Below are 15,000 nucleotides of genomic sequence, written 5' to 3' on the forward strand. Positions count from 1 at the left end.
CCTCCTTATGCCGCTTCGGCAGCCGAGCCGTAGAGCGCAGTCTTGAAGGGCTGCGGACCGACACGGCGGTAGGCGGCGAGGAAGGTCTCGGACGGATCGAGGCGCAAGCCGAGATAGGTGTCGACGATCGTCTCGATCGCATCCGTCACCCGGTCCGGCTCGAAGCCGCGGCCGATAATCTCGCCGATCGAGGTATGTTCGTCGCCCGAGCCGCCCAGCGTGATCTGATAGAGTTCGGCGCCCTTCTTCTCCACACCAAGCAGGCCGATATGGCCGACATGGTGGTGGCCGCAGGCATTGATGCAGCCGGAGATCTTGATCTTCAGCTCGCCGATCTCGGCCTGGCGTTCGGGATTGCCGAAGCGGCGGGAGATTTCCTGCGCCACCGGAATGGAGCGCGCATTGGCGAGCGCGCAATAGTCCAGCCCCGGACAGGCAATAATATCGGTGATCAGGCCCGCATTGGCTTCGGCGAGATCGATGGCGACGAGGCCGCGATAGATGGCTTCGAGATCGGCCAGCGCCACATGCGGCAGGATCAGGTTCTGTTCGTGGCTGACGCGAATTTCGTCGAATGCATATTCCTCGGCGAGATCGGCGATTGCATCCATCTGCGTGTCGGTGGCGTCGCCCGGAATGCCGCCGACCGGTTTCAGCGAAATCGTCACCATGCCGTAATCGGGGTTCTTGTGCGGCTGCACATTCTGCTGGACCCAGCGGGCGAAAGCCGGATCGGCCTTCTTCCAGCGGGCGAGGTTTTCCCAGCCCTCGGCGCGCTCAGGCAGATCAGGCAGCGCGAAATAGGCGGCGATCGCCTCGACATCCTGTTCGGGCAGCTTCAGTTCGCTATTCTTGAGCGCCGCGAATTCGGCTTCCACCTGGCGCGTCAGCTCCTCGGTGCCGGTTTCGTGCACCAGGATCTTGATGCGGGCCTTGTACTTGTTGTCGCGGCGGCCGTGCAGATTGTACACACGCACGATCGCCGTGGTGTAGGAGAGCAGATCCTCCTCGGGCAGGAAGTCGCGGATCAGCTTGGCGATCATCGGCGTGCGGCCCTGGCCACCGCCGACATAGACGGCAAAACCGATCTCGCCCTTGTCGTTCTTCTTCAGGTGGAGGCCGATATCATGGACCTGAATGGCGGCGCGGTCGCGCTCGGCGCCGGTGACGGCGATCTTGAATTTGCGCGGCAGGAAGGAGAATTCCGGGTGGACCGAAGACCATTGGCGCAGGATTTCGGCATAAGGACGCGGATCGGCGACCTCGTCGGCGGCAGCACCGGCGAAGTGATCGGCCGTCACGTTTCTGATGCAGTTGCCCGAGGTCTGCAGCGCATGCATCTCGACGCTGGCGAGGTCGGCGAGCGCATCGGGGATTTCCGACAGCTTCGGCCAGTTGAACTGCAGATTCTGGCGCGTGGTGAAGTGGCCGTAGCCGCGGTCATAGGTGCGGGCGATATGGGCGAGCATGCGCATCTGGCGCGCGCTCAGCGTGCCGTAGGGAATGGCGATGCGCAGCATATAGGCATGAAGCTGCAGGTAGACGCCGTTCATCAGGCGCAGCGGCTTGAAAGCATCCTCGGCAAGCTCGCCGGAAAGGCGGCGCTGAACCTGATCGCGGAACTGCTCGACACGCTCGCTGACAAAGGCATGGTCAAATTCGTCGTAACGGTACATCGTCTTCCTCAGACTGCAATGAATTCGGGATCGGCAGGAGCGTAGCCCGGTGCGTATTCCATGGTCGGCCCCTGCGCGCGGATGCGCTCACGAAGCCGCAGCGGCCAGAGAATGCCATTGGTTTCCTGAACGTCGACGACGGCGACGTCAACGACTTCGTTGTCGGCATAGGATTTCTTGCCGATCGCCTCCAGCGCTTCGACGGCTTCGTTGTGACGGGCGACAAGCGCCTCCTGCAGCGAGGTGGACCATTTCCCGTTCGCATCCAGCCAGACGGCAATGCCGTCCGTCAGCCGGTTGGCCGTCAGAACCTTGTCTACCATATTCAGCTCCTTGCGAGTTCCTCGAGCCGGGCGTTCGCGCGCACCAGCGGCTCGGACAGTTCGAAATTGGCGCCGGCGACCGCATCGCCGATAATGACCATGACAGGGCCGGTCAGCTCGTCGCGGTGCTGCAGATCCGGCAGATCGGCAAGCGTGCCATGCAGCAGGCGGCGCTCCGCGCGGCTGGCATTTTCGATGACGGCGACTGTCGTTTCGGCGGGAATGCCCGCCTGCATCAGCCGCTCGGCGACGGAGGCGGCAACCGTGCGGCCCATATAGACGGCAATCGTTGCGCCGGAAACGGCAAGGCTTGCCCAATCGGGCAGCACATCGCCGGTGAGATCATGGCCCGTGGTGAAGACCAGTGACGAAGCGACTCCGCGCAGCGTCAGCGGCAGCTCGAAATCGGCAGCGGCGGCGAAAGCCGAGGTGATGCCGGGCACGACCTCATAGGTGATGCCGGCAGCGCGCAGCGCCGCCATCTCTTCGCCTGCCCGGCCATAGACCAGCGGGTCGCCGGACTTGAGCCGAACGACACGTTTCCCCTGACGGCCGAGCTCGACCAGCAGCTCGTTAATCTCCTCCTGCGATTTCGAATGGCAGCCCTTGCGCTTGCCGACCGACAGCCGCTCGGCATCGCGCCGGCCCATATCGACGATCGCCTGCGGCACGAGCGCGTCAAAAACGATGACGTCGGCTTCCATCATCACGCGCTGTGCGCGTAGCGTCAGCAGGTCTTCGGCACCCGGACCGGCGCCGACCAGCCAGACATGGCCCGCGACCCTGTCCATAGACCCCAGCAGCCGGTCGGCTGCCTGGCGGGCCTGCGGCAGGTTGCCGTTGGCGACCGCATCCGCAACGGCGCCGGAAAAGAAGCGGCGCCAGAAAACCCGGCGGGAAACGCCTCGGGGGATCAGTTGATCGACCGCCTTGCGGTAGCTCGTCGCCAGCGCAGCCAGACGCCCAAGCGATGGAGAAAGAAGCTGATCGATCTGGGCGCGGATCATCTGCGCCAGAACCGGCCCCGCCCCTTCGGTGCCGATCGCGACGGCAACGGGGGCACGATTGACCAGCGCCGGCGTGAAGAAATCGCAGTAATCGGGCTGATCGACGGCATTGGCCGGAATGCTGGCGGCGCGGGCGGCATCGACGATCTCGCGGTCATCGGCTTCATTGCCGGTGGCGGCGAAGACGAGCGCCGAACCCTTGACCTGGTCGGCGGAAAAACGGCCACGCACAGTTTCGATGCGGTTGGCGATCAGGAAGGCATGATAATCGGCTTCCGGCTTCTCGGCATAGGCGATAATCCGCGCGCGCGTATTGAGCAGCAGCCGCACCTTGGCGAAGGCTTCGTCGCCATTGCCAAAGACAGCCGTTTTCTGGCCCTCCACGCGAAAGAAGGCTGGAAATACCGAAAGCTGCTCAGTCTTGGGAGACATCATCAATCCACTTCGAAGTTGCCAGAATATGCCCGTGATCGGCAAGTGATTGAAGGAACAGAAATTCCAAAGCCCCAGCAAGCGCGTATTGTTTTGCTCGCACCATCGGCGATTTGAGAAAAGTCAACCGTGCTGATGAAAACCACCTGTTCCCACTCTCTTTGTTGCGCTGCAGTATAAAGCCTGTGGTAAACGGCGTCCACCGGCGTATGGCGCATTTCGTTCGTGCCTCCAAGGCGATAGACTGGAAAAAACCGGAGACGCCAATGCCTGACACGACCATCGCCGCCCGCCTGCTTTCGGTGATCGAGGACGATATCCTGCCGCTCACCGAACGAGGCGTTTCGCTTGGCAACAAGGTGTTCGGCGCGGCGATCCTGCGCAAATCCGATCTGTCGCTCGTCGTCGCCGAGACCAACAACGAGTTGGAGAACCCGCTCTGGCACGGCGAGGTGCATACGCTGAAGCGCTTCTACGAACTTGGCGACAAGCCGGCGACCAAGGATTTGATCTTCCTGTCGACTCACGAACCTTGCACCATGTGCATGTCGGCGATCACCTGGGCGGGCTTCGACAATTTCTACTATTTCTTCAGCCATGAGGATTCTCGCGATGCCTTCGCCATTCCGCACGACCTGAAGATCCTCAAGGAAGTCTTCGGGCTTGAACCCGGCGGCTATCGCAGGCAGAACACCTTCTGGAACAGCTTTGCGGTCGCCGATCTCGTCGAGACCGAAGAGCCTTCGCTGAAGACGGCGCTCAAGGCGCAGACCGCCCGGATCAAAGCGCGCTACGACGCATTGTCGGCCAGCTACCAGTCGTCAAAGAGCGCCAACGATATTCCCCTCAACTGAGGATGCTGAACCGAGGCACCATGGAACCTTCAAAAGACATTTCGCGACTGATCGAAATCATGGCGGCATTGCGCCATCCCGAGACTGGCTGCCCCTGGGACATCGAACAGAATTTTCAGACGATCAAGTCCTATACGATCGAAGAGGCCTATGAGGTTTCGGACGCAATCGAGCGCGGCGATATGGACGATCTCTGCGACGAGCTCGGCGACCTGCTGCTGCAGGTGGTCTTCCATGCCCGCATGGCCGAAGAAGCCGGCGAGTTCTCCTTCGGCGACGTGGTCAACGCCATCACCACAAAGATGATCCGCCGCCATCCGCATGTCTTTGCCCGCTCGGAAGCGGATACACCCGATGCTGTGAAAATCCAGTGGGACGAGATCAAGCAGGCGGAAAAACGGGAGCGCGCCGAGCGCCGGGCAAGGCGCGGGATTACCGAGGATTTCAAGGGCGGCTTCCTCGGCTCGGTGCAGCGCAGCTTTCCGGCACTGACAGAAGCGCTGAAGCTGCAAGAACGCGCCGCCAAAGTCGGCTTCGACTGGTCGGCGCCGGAGCCAATCCTCGACAAGATCGAGGAGGAGATCGGCGAATTGCGGGTGGCGCTGCGCGACGGCGACCGAGCAAAGGTCAGCGACGAGCTCGGCGACTTGATCTTCGCCGTCGTCAATATCGGCCGGCATGTGAAGGCCGATCCGGAACAGGCGCTGCGCGGAACGAACACGAAATTCCGGCGCCGATTCAATCATATCGAGAATGTTCTTGAAGCGGAAGGTGAGACGCTGGAAGCGGCCAGCCTGGAGCGGATGGAGGAGATCTGGCAGTCGGCGAAGGCGATTGAAAGAGCGCTCGTGGCTGAGGTTGAGTGAGCACAACGTTGCCACATCTCCCTTCTCCCAGCGGGGAGAAGATGCCGGCAGGCAGATGAGGGGGTGAGCGACGGCAGGAGCGAATGCACGAAGCGCAAGCGAAGGGCAGCATGAAGGGCGTACCGTGTGGCCCCCCTCATCCGACCCTTCGGGCCACCTTCTCCCCGCTGGGGAGAAGGGAATGCGTCACCGCTCCCAATCCTCGCGCGGCGGCTTCGGCCCATTGCCGATGCGGCGTTCGAGTTCGGCGGCTTCGGTTTCGGACAGGCGCAGGTCGAGGGTGATCGAGCCGTCCTCGTTGTCCTCGCGGGCATCGACGATTGCGTGGTCGTAGAGCCAGGGCAGCAGCGCCAGCTTGTCGACCGGAAGGCGGATCGTCGTTTCGGTCATGACGCCGGAGAGCCTGCGGCTGATCTCGTCCATCAGCGTGTCGACGCCCTCGCCGCTGACGGCGGAGACGGCGACGACGTTGCTGGCGCCGGCAGCCTTCTGCACCATGGCGTCATGCACCTCGGGCTCCAGCCGGTCGATCTTGTTCCAGACCTCGATCAGCCGCTTCTCCGCTTCAGCCTCATCGATTCCGAGATCGCCGAGGATGCGCATCACATCGGAGCTCTGCACTTGGTTGTCGTCATCCGACATATCGCGGACATGCAGGATGAGATCGGCTTCGAGCACCTCTTCCAGCGTCGCCCGGAAGGCGGCGACGAGATGGGTCGGCAGGTCGGAGATGAAGCCGACAGTGTCGGACAGGATGACGGTGCGGCCATGCGGCAGCTTCATGCGGCGAAGCGTCGGGTCGAGCGTGGCAAAGAGCATGTCTTCGGCCAGCACGCCGGCGCCGGTGATGCGGTTGAACAGCGTCGACTTGCCGGCATTGGTATAACCGACGAGCGCCACGATCGGGTGCGGCACCTTGCGTCGCTTGGCCCTATGCAGCTGGCGGGTGCGCACGACCTGCTCCAGCTCACGTTCGAGCTTGATGATGCGGTCCTGCAGCAGCCGCCGGTCGGCTTCGATCTGGGTTTCGCCGGGGCCGCCCATGAAGCCGCCGCCACCGCGCTGGCGTTCAAGGTGGGTCCAGCTGCGAACCAGCCGGCCCTTCTGATAATTCAGATGCGCCAGATCGACCTGCAGCGTGCCCTCCTTGGTGGAGGCGCGGCGGCCGAAGATTTCGAGGATGAGGCCGGTGCGGTCGATGACCTTGGCGTTCCATTCCTTTTCGAGATTGCGCTGCTGCACCGGCGTCAGCGGATGATCGACGATGACCAGACCGGAATCGCGCTCGTCGAGTAGCGCCTTGATCTCCTCAATCTTGCCGGTGCCGAGCAGTGTCGCCGGTCGCGGATCATTGACCGGCACGACCTGGCCGTTGACGACATCGAGGTCGATCGCCTGGGCAAGGCCCGTCGCCTCTTCCAGTCGGCTTTCCGGCGTGCGGGTGGAGGCCGATTCGGTCTGGCCGCCGCGGCTGCGTGATTTCAAAACCGGCACGACGACGGTCGCGCGCATGTCATCCCTGTGCTTCGCTGCCTCAGGGATGATCGAATCGTTCTTGGTATCGCGTGTCGAAATAACGGCTGATCCTGTTAGGACGCGGCTTCTTCACTCTCGAACATCTGCATCGGCTGACCCGGCATGATCGTCGAGATCGCATGCTTATACACCAGCTGCGAGTGGCCGTCACGACGAAGAAGAACACAGAAATTGTCGACAGAGGTAACAACGCCCGTGAGTTTCACGCCGTTGATCAAAAAGATTGTCAGGGAAATCTTTTGCTTGCGAACAGTATTGAGAAATAAGTCCTGCAAATTCTGAGAACGTTCCGCCATCGCGCCGCTTCTTTCTTTATTGCCGACCTGATTGGCCGGTAGAATATCAATCACCTCACCATGCAAGACCGGAAGCACCCTCATTCCACCGGTCCAGCAAATCTTGGTATCAAATCGCAATCTTTTCCGCAACGTCGAAAAAGGCTTCGCGGACTTTCTGCGAGACGCTGCCGGGATGACCGTTGGCAATGGCCTGGCCATCGACGGAAACCACCGGAAAACAGATACTTGTGGCTGCCGTCAGGAAAACCTCGCGGGCCGCGAGCATCTCTGAAACGGAGAAATTCCGCTCGGCGACCTTCAGGCTCAATTTCGTTGCGACATCCATCAAGGTGGTACGGGTAATGCCGCGCAGAATGCCGTGTTCGGCGGGCCGCGTCACCAGCGTTCCGTCCCGGTCAACGATCCAGACATTGGTCGCCGCCCCTTCCTTCACCATGCCGTCGGCGTCGACATAGATCGCCTCCTGGGCGCCGACTTCCTTGGCCTGCTGGCGGGCCATGGCGTTCGGCAGCAGGCCGACGGACTTGATGTCGACACGGTCCCAGCGGTTGTCGGCAACGGTGATCGCCTTGATGCCGTTAGCGTTCTTGGCGGCTATGATCTTCGGGTCGGTGCTCTTGGCGGTGATGACAAGCGACGGCGGCGTGCCCTCGGCCGGGAAGACATGATCGCGGCGGGCGACACCGCGCGTCACCTGCAGGTAGAAAAGCCCGTTGCGGACATGGTTGCGGCGCAAGGTCTCGCGAATGACCTGCGTCAGCGCCGCCCGGCCCATCGGCCAGGCGATGCGGAGCTCACCGAGCGACCGGTCGAGACGGTTCAGATGACGCGTGAGGTCGACGATATAGCCGTGTCGGACCTCGCAAACCTCATAGACGCCGTCGGCGAACTGGTAGCCTCGATCCTCGATATGCACGGTGGCATCGGAATACTTGACGTAACGGCCGTTCACATAGGCAATTCTCGGCATGGGAAACCTGATCTTCCGGGGGCGATATAGGGGGTGGCGCGGCGGCGGCCGCGCCTGTTAGATCAAAAAGTGGAGCATAATGTTGTCCGAAAACCGCTCACACTTTTCGGCATCATGCTTTAGACGCCGAGCGACTTCAGCTTGCGGTGCAGTGCCGAGCGCTCCATGCCAACGAATTCGGCGGTGCGCGAAATATTGCCGCCGAAGCGATTGATCTGGGCGATCAGATAATCCTTCTCGAACATCTCGCGGGCTTCGCGCAGCGGCAGCGTCATGATGTGATAGTCGTTCTTGGCCGAAACCTTGGGCAGCATGTCGCCGAGATCGGTCGGCAACATGTCGGCGGTGATCGGCGCGTCCGGCCCGTCGGTGCGGGCAAGGATCATCAGCCGCTCGATATTATTGCGCAGTTGGCGGATATTGCCCGGCCAGTCATGCGCCTGCAGCACGGCCATGGCGTCGTCGCCGATGCGGCGCGGACGAATGCCGGCCTGTTCGGAAATCTGCCGCATCAGCTGGTCGACGAGGAAGGGAATGTCCTCGCGCCGCTCAGCCAACGCCGGCACACGCACCGGGACGACGGCGAGGCGATGATAGAGATCCTCGCGGAACCAGCCTTCGGCGATGCGGCTCTCGAGATTATAGGCGGTGGAGGAAATGATGCGGACATCGACCTTGACGCGCTTGGAACCGCCGACGCGTTCGAACTGCTGGTCGACCAGCACGCGCAGGATCTTGTTCTGCGTCTCGCGCGGCATCTCGCCGACCTCGTCGAGATAGAGGATGCCGCGATGGGCTTCCTCGAGCGCGCCGATCTTGCGGGCCTGGCCGGGCGTGCCCTCGGTTCCGAACAGCGCCACTTCCATACGATCGGGCGTGATGTTGGCAGCGTTGATCGCCACGAAGGGGCCGTTGGCTCGGGCCGACTTCTTGTGGATCATCCGCGCCACCAGCTCCTTGCCGGAGCCGGAGGCCCCAAGAATCATGATGCGGCTGTTGGTCGGCGAGACTTTCTCGATCGTCTGGCGCAACTGCGAAACGGCGACCGAGGTGCCGATCAGCTCCAGGGCATCGCCGGTGCGGCGCTTCAGCTCGGAAACCTCGCGCTTGAGTTTGGAATTTTCCAGCGCCCGTTCGGCAATCAGGATCAGCCGGTCGGCCTTGAACGGCTTCTCGATGAAATCGAAGGCGCCGCGCTTGATCGCCGAGACGGCGGTCTCGATGTTGCCATGGCCCGAGATCATCACCACCGGCAGATCGGGATGGCGGGTCTTGATCTCGTCGAGCAGCGACAGGCCGTCGAGCTTGCTGCCCTGCATCCAGATATCGAGGAAGATCAGCCGCGGCACGCGGTCGGAGATCGCCGCCAGCGCGCTGTCGCTGTCATGGGCCGTGCGGGTCTCGTGTCCCTCGTCCGAGAGAATGCCGGAAACGATCTCGCGAATATCATGCTCGTCATCGACGACGAGAATATCAGAGGCCATAAACGCTTTCCTTATCATTGGCTGCGGGAGCGGCAGGCGTCGGATCCAGGCGTGGCAGATGCACGCGGATCATGGCCCCTCTTCCCCGGTCAAAATCGGCGGGCGCATCGTGCAACTCAAGCTGCCCGCCATGTTCCTCGATGATCTTCTTGACGATGGCGAGGCCAAGGCCGGTGCCCTTGTCGCGCATCGTCATATAGGGCTCCAGAATGCTGTGACGGTTCTCGACCGGAAGGCCGCGGCCGTTGTCGATCACGTCGACGGTGAAGCGGTCGCGGGCGGCATCGAGAGCGGCGCGGACGAGTATCTTGCGCTCGTCACGTTCGTCGCTCGGAACCGCCTCGATCGCCTCTACGGCATTCTTGATGAGATTTCCGAAGGCCTGGCCGAGCATGCGGCTGTCGAACAGGCCCTCCAGCGGCTGGTCCCCGAAATCCTGCTGGAAGGCGACATGCTGGTTGCCCATCTCGCGCAAGAAGATCGCGTCGCGCAGGATATCGCGCAGGTCGCTCGGCTCCTTGGTCGGCTTCGGCATGCGGGCGAAGGCGGAGAATTCGTCGACCATGCGGCCGATATCGCCGACCTGGCGGATGATCGTATCGGTGCACTGGTCGAACACCGTGCGGTCGTCCTGGTCGATCTGCTTTCCGTAGCGGCGTTGGATGCGCTCGGCCGAAAGCTGGATCGGCGTCAGCGGGTTCTTGATCTCATGGGCGATGCGCCGTGCTACATCGCCCCAGGCGGTCGAGCGCTGAGCGATGACGAGGTCGGTGATGTCGTCGAGCGTAATCACGTAGGATTCGCTCATGTCACGTACTTCCTCACGAGTGACCTGGACGCTCAGCGTCCTGACCGTGCCGCCGCGCACCAGCGCGATCTGCTTGCGGAAATCGCCGCGATGGCGCACCGCCGCCTCGGTCAGCACCTGATCGACCTCCGGCGCAATGTCTGCCAGCTGCTTGCCGAGCATCGCGTCGGCCGACAATGACATCAGCGTCTCGGCCGAACTGTTGACGATGGCGATGCGTCGGTCCTGCTCGACGCCGATGACGGCGGCGGTGACACCTGATAGCACCGCCTCGATGAAGCGCCGCCGGTCATCCACCTCGTCCTTGGCCTCAAGGATCTCGTCGCGTTGGGTGCGGATTTCCGAGATCATCTTGTTGAAGGTGCGCGACAGATTGGCGACGTCGCCGTCAACGGCATGCACGGGCACGACGATATCCATATTGCCCGAGGCGACGCTGTCGGCTGCGGTGATCAGCAGCCGGATCGGCCGGACGATCCGGTCGGCAACGGCGATCGCCGTCCAGATCGCTGCCAAGAGCACGATCAGCGCAAAGCCGATGTAAAGCACTGCAAAGGCGATCTGCAGCGAGAAACGGTTGGCCTCCATCGAGCGGTATTCGGTGGCGTTCTCCTCCATCATGCGCATGGCGCCCATGACCTTGGGATCGACGGCGCGCACCGTGTAGAGGAAGGTGCCTTGGATGGCATCGAGCTTGATGATGGCGCCGACGAGGTTGGTGACACCGGGCGGGATCAGCGTCGGCTGGCCGGCCGCGGCCTTTTGCAGCGCGTCCTGTGGAATGGCCGGCAACGGTTTTTCCGTGGTGATATCGGCTTGGACGACCACTGAACCGTCGCTTTCGACAAGGAAGGCGCCGAGCAGGCCGCGCCCTCTCGCCTGGCGCGTCATCAACTCGGCGAACCCCGTCCGGTCCAGACTGTAGAGGGCGCGGTTGCGCTCCAGGTCGTTGGCCATGGAAACCGTCTGCCCCTGCAGGTAGCTGGCGTTCTCCATCATATAGGCCTGGCCGATATTGCGCGACGAGCTGACGATCGACTGGGTGCGCAGGGCAAACCAGCGGTCGAGGCCGGCATTCAGCGTGATGCTGGCAAAGATGGCCACAAGGATCGCCGGCGTGATCGCAACGATGGAGAAGAGCACGACGATGCGGATGTGCAGCCGCGCGGCCGCTCTGCCCCTGGTGCGGGCTTTGAGCAGCCTTGCCACCTCGCGGCCGATCAGCGCCAGCAGCGTCAGCACGAAGAAGGAGTTGACGATGACCGAGGTGATGACGACGTGCGAGGTCGGCGCGATCGGCGTCAGGCCGAGAAGTATGAAAAGCGTGATCGTGGCGCAGAGAAGCGCGCCGCCTGCGAGCACGAGGCCGGGCACGGCAAAAAGGGCGCGGCGATCGGTCACCGTCGTCACCGCCTCGCCCGCCGCCGCCGGCGCTACCCCATCCTGCGTCATTCGGCCTCTCTTCAGACGGCCCTGCCGCCCTGCCCTTCAATCGAAACCAGACAACGCCGGCTTGAGAAAGCCAGCGCCGGAACGACTCGATCGGGAGCGAAATGTCCAAAACCCTTGCGTGACCTTTAAGCAACGCATTGTGGCGAAAATGCAACGCGCCTTGTCACGTTGTCAAGCCGCGCCCACCCCTCGCGCACCACAATGGAGTGTTGCGCACGCATGTTGGAATTCGCTGGCGCATGGCATCGGCAATCGCGGCACTCTGTTTAGATGAAGCTCTCCGTCGCCAATTTTTGCAGGTCACTCAAAAGCCGTTGTAAGCTTTCGCGATCATATAAAATACAAGGGGCATCATGAGTATTGCTATGACAAGCATCCAAGCTTGTCGATAAAGCTGGAATTGATTCTTCAAACGCAACGGAATCAGCGGGCTTCGGGGATCGATCCTGGGGAGTCCTTGGCCGACTTTCGTCACCAGATTGGGACCGTATTTATTGATCTTGCTGGCAAGGCGCTCGAACACGAGGAGCATGCACACGTGAAAGATCGCAGCCGCCAGAAGACCTCCGATCGCGAAAACTCCAAGAAAATGCATTTCGCCCCTCCCGCCGCAACTATCGGAGAAAATCTATTGCAGACAACCCAACCTGGACGCAACCACCACTGCGGATCGCTGCGCACGACCGGGCTCGTCAAGCCGAGCGCGCCTCGGCGTGCCTCGACGAGCCTTGGTATGGCCCCTCCAGGGATATTTGTTCAGCTAGAAGCGACGCGGGCCTTCCGGCTTATTTCCGGCAATCACGTCGATCCGCTCCATCACCTCAGGTGTCATCTTGTGCCGGTGCGAAAGGGCCGCAAGGTTGTCCTGCAGCTGGCTGGCGCGTGAGGCGCCGAGAATGACGGTGGAGACGTTGGGATTGGCGAGGCACCACAGAAGGGCGAGATGGGTGATCGACAGGCCGATCTCGTCGGCGAGTTTTGCGAGCTGACCGACCTTTTGGAGCTGGGCGCGGCCGGCGTCGCTCGACCACCTCTCCTTCAGCCATTCGTAGCCCGGCAGGTTCATGCGGCTGTCGGCCGGGACGCCGTTATTGTATTTGCCGGTCAGAACGCCCGAGGCGAGCGGCGACCAGATGGTGGTGCCGAGGCCGATGAGGTCGTAGAGCGGGAGATAATCGGATTCGACCTTCTGGCGCTCGAAGATGTTGTACTGCGGCTGCTCCATCGTCGGCGGCGTGATGCGCAGGTCCCGGGCCACGGCGTAGGCTTCCGTCAATTGCTGCGCCGACCATTCCGATGTCCCCCAATAGAGCACCTTGCCCTGGGCGACGAGATCGTGCATCGCCCGGACCGTTTCCTCGATCGGTGTGTCGATGTCAGGGCGATGGCAGAAATAGAGGTCGAGATAGTCGACTTGAAGCCGCTTCAGCGCGGCATGGCAGGCGTCGGTCACATGCTTGCGCGACAGGCCGCGCTGCGTCGGCTTCTGGCCTCCCCAGAAGACCTTGCTGGAGACGACGAAGCTGTCGCGGCTCCAACCGAGCGACCTGAGCGCCTCGCCCATGACGATCTCAGACTTGCCGCTTTCATAGCCTTCGGCATTGTCGAAGAAGTTCACCCCGTTATCGTAGGCAAGCCGCATGAGGTCAACGGCGTCGCCGCCGTTCACCTGCTTGCCGAAAGTGACCCATGAGCCAAAGGAGAACTCGCTCACCTGCAAGCCCGACTTTCCCAAACGACGAAATTCCATCATGCAGCTCCCGTAATTTATGAATAAGTGTCGGCCGGTAACCGGCCTCGACATCACACGATCGGTCAACGACCGATCGGCTTAATCTATGGCGTTAACAACAATATGCGAGCCTCGGCGCAACAAGCCGCTTAAACCAGCCCCGAGAAAGAGGCTCAATGTGGTTTTGATGCCTCCTCATTTCCTCGACCGATTGTACGCCGGTGAATTTCTTGCCGTTGCCGAAGACCGTCGGTGTACCCTCGACCTTGAAGTCTTCCCGCGCTTGAGCTGTGAGTTTATTCAAGCCGTCAAGGATTGACTGCTCAGAACCTAGCGGGTCGAAAGCAGGCCGATGGATGCCATCCGACTCGGCAATACCGTGGATCTACTTCTCCGGTGACTGCGGCTATGCCGAGATGATGATGGCCCGCAATACCGGGCTTGTCGCGATCCCCGACGAACTCACGAAAGGGGAAGCCCCGCCGATCTTGTGTGCGGGTCTGGCGACCTTCAACGCGCTGAAGAAGTGCGGCGCGGACGCCGGCGACGTCGTGGTCACTGTCGGCATAGGCGGTCTCGGTCCCAATTGGTTTCAAGGTGATTGACATTGTGGCGACGACATTGCTGACGACGCCAGATTCATTCGCGGCCCATGATTATATCGATACGGTCAGGGAAAACGCGGTAGAATGTCCGCAGCGCCTTGGTAGCGCGAAGGCCGTTGATCGGAGACCTCCAGGTGGTTTCGGCACTCACGCCGGGTACCGCGGCTCAAGGCCGGCTTGTCGTCCTTTCGAAAAGATGAAGTCCGGCCGCGTCAAGTTTCGGTTGGTGCTGACGATGGAGAAAAACGATGCGTCTGAATGATGATTTCACCAAGCCGACGATCGTGCACGCCGCGAAACTGGATTGGGTTGCCAGTCCGGCTCGCGGCGTCGATCGCCGGATGCTTTATCGCGTCGGCGAGGAAGTGGCTCGGGCGACCTCGATAGTCCGCTATGCCGCAGACAGCGTATTTCCCTCTCATACCCACACGGGCGGTGAGGAAATATTGGTGCTCGATGGGATATTCGAGGATGAACATGGTCGTTTCCCGGCCGGATCATACTTCCGCAATCCGCCGGGTACGTCGCATGCGCCCGCATCCGCTGACGGCTGCACCATCTTCGTCAAACTCTGGCAGTTTCGCGAGGGCGACGAGGCGCAAATCCTGCGCAGACCGGGTGAAGGAGAGCCTGGACTTCAAAACGATGCCGTCAGCGCGACGATCCTGTTCGATGACGGTCATGAGCAGGTCTATCTTCAAAGGTGGGGTAGCAGCGCCTCGACCAAACTTTCGAATCATCGTGGATTGGAGCTGCTGGTTCTCGAAGGCGAGCTGTCCGTTGGAACGGAGCGACTTCGATCCCAGAGCTGGATGCGGTTGCCCGAAGGCGAAAATCTGATGGCAAGCGCCGGACCACAGGGTGCCTATGCCTGGATCAAAGACGCACCGTTGCAGCACGCCGATGTTCTGAAACTGCCATCGTAGCCGGTCACCTAGTGCTCGGCGTCTTTGACT

General features: G+C 61.7%; 15 protein-coding genes. 4 read left to right on the plus strand and 11 right to left on the minus strand.

Annotation, left to right across the window (positions count from 1 at the left end; translation table 11 throughout):
• Nucleotides 1–5: 5 nt before the first annotated feature.
• Genes GGI60_RS11265 through GGI60_RS11280 form a run of 4 tightly spaced genes read right to left on the minus strand, consistent with a single transcriptional unit; the run spans nt 6 to nt 3,656 of the window.
• Nucleotides 6–1,676 (minus strand): nitrite/sulfite reductase, encoded by a 1,671-nt coding sequence (locus GGI60_RS11265; protein ID WP_183915729.1) that lies wholly within the window; start codon nt 1,674–1,676, stop codon nt 6–8.
• Nucleotides 1,677–1,684: 8 nt separating this feature from the next.
• The gene (locus GGI60_RS11270; protein ID WP_038688777.1) at nt 1,685–1,999 is read right to left on the minus strand and encodes a DUF2849 domain-containing protein; all 315 of its coding nucleotides are present in this window, start codon (nt 1,997–1,999) and stop codon (nt 1,685–1,687) included.
• Between the two features lie 2 nt (nt 2,000–2,001).
• Complete coding sequence (cysG, locus tag GGI60_RS11275; protein WP_183915731.1) at nt 2,002–3,438, minus strand: siroheme synthase CysG; 1,437 nt, start codon at nt 3,436–3,438, stop codon at nt 2,002–2,004.
• Nucleotides 3,439–3,440: 2 nt separating this feature from the next.
• Nucleotides 3,441–3,656 (minus strand): hypothetical protein, encoded by a 216-nt coding sequence (locus tag GGI60_RS11280; protein ID WP_183915733.1) that lies wholly within the window; start codon nt 3,654–3,656, stop codon nt 3,441–3,443.
• Nucleotides 3,657–3,704: 48 nt separating this feature from the next.
• On the opposite strand from GGI60_RS11280, the gene GGI60_RS11285 reads away from it, so the two are divergent.
• Both GGI60_RS11285 and mazG read left to right on the plus strand, forming a co-directional pair.
• On the plus strand, nt 3,705–4,292 hold the full coding sequence (locus tag GGI60_RS11285; RefSeq protein ID WP_183915735.1) for a deaminase: 588 nt from the start codon (nt 3,705–3,707) through the stop codon (nt 4,290–4,292).
• 20 nt (nt 4,293–4,312) lie between these two features.
• Complete coding sequence (mazG, locus tag GGI60_RS11290; RefSeq protein ID WP_183915737.1) at nt 4,313–5,158, plus strand: nucleoside triphosphate pyrophosphohydrolase; 846 nt, start codon at nt 4,313–4,315, stop codon at nt 5,156–5,158.
• A 186-nt stretch (nt 5,159–5,344) separates the two neighbouring features.
• Here mazG and hflX read toward each other — a convergent pair whose 3' ends face one another.
• From hflX to GGI60_RS11325, 7 genes are all read right to left on the minus strand, one after another.
• A complete protein-coding gene (gene hflX, locus GGI60_RS11295; RefSeq protein ID WP_183915739.1) occupies nt 5,345–6,670 on the minus strand; it encodes a GTPase HflX in 1,326 nt (441 codons plus the stop codon).
• Between the two features lie 77 nt (nt 6,671–6,747).
• Nucleotides 6,748–6,990, minus strand: a complete 243-nt coding sequence (hfq, locus tag GGI60_RS11300; protein ID WP_183916295.1) for an RNA chaperone Hfq — start codon at nt 6,988–6,990, stop codon at nt 6,748–6,750.
• A 109-nt stretch (nt 6,991–7,099) separates the two neighbouring features.
• Nucleotides 7,100–7,963, minus strand: coding sequence for a D-amino-acid transaminase (locus GGI60_RS11305; protein ID WP_183915741.1), 864 nt, complete (start codon nt 7,961–7,963; stop codon nt 7,100–7,102).
• Between the two features lie 119 nt (nt 7,964–8,082).
• Nucleotides 8,083–9,447 (minus strand): sigma-54-dependent transcriptional regulator, encoded by a 1,365-nt coding sequence (locus GGI60_RS11310; protein WP_038688769.1) that lies wholly within the window; start codon nt 9,445–9,447, stop codon nt 8,083–8,085.
• Nucleotides 9,437–11,707: a PAS domain-containing sensor histidine kinase gene (locus GGI60_RS11315; protein ID WP_183915743.1), complete on the minus strand. Its 2,271-nt coding sequence runs from the start codon at nt 11,705–11,707 to the stop codon at nt 9,437–9,439. The genes GGI60_RS11310 and GGI60_RS11315 overlap by 11 nt, the downstream gene beginning before the upstream one ends.
• 304 nt (nt 11,708–12,011) lie before the next feature.
• Entirely contained in the window at nt 12,012–12,302 is a 291-nt protein-coding gene (locus GGI60_RS11320) for a hypothetical protein (protein WP_183915745.1), read from the minus strand.
• Between the two features lie 165 nt (nt 12,303–12,467).
• A complete protein-coding gene (locus GGI60_RS11325) occupies nt 12,468–13,457 on the minus strand; it encodes a potassium channel beta subunit family protein (RefSeq protein WP_085859415.1) in 990 nt (329 codons plus the stop codon).
• Between the two features lie 338 nt (nt 13,458–13,795).
• Here GGI60_RS11325 and GGI60_RS11330 point away from each other — a divergent pair, with 338 nt between their 5' ends.
• Together GGI60_RS11330 and GGI60_RS11335 are read left to right on the plus strand one after the other, a co-directional pair.
• On the plus strand, nt 13,796–14,044 hold the full coding sequence (locus GGI60_RS11330; protein WP_246720366.1) for a hypothetical protein: 249 nt from the start codon (nt 13,796–13,798) through the stop codon (nt 14,042–14,044).
• A gap of 248 nt (nt 14,045–14,292) precedes the next feature.
• Nucleotides 14,293–14,970, plus strand: a complete 678-nt coding sequence (locus GGI60_RS11335; protein ID WP_183915747.1) for a cupin domain-containing protein — start codon at nt 14,293–14,295, stop codon at nt 14,968–14,970.
• The last annotated feature ends 30 nt before the right edge of the window (nt 14,971–15,000 follow it).

The organism is Rhizobium lentis (assembly GCF_014200175.1).
Classification (GTDB): domain Bacteria; phylum Pseudomonadota; class Alphaproteobacteria; order Rhizobiales; family Rhizobiaceae; genus Rhizobium; species Rhizobium mulingense.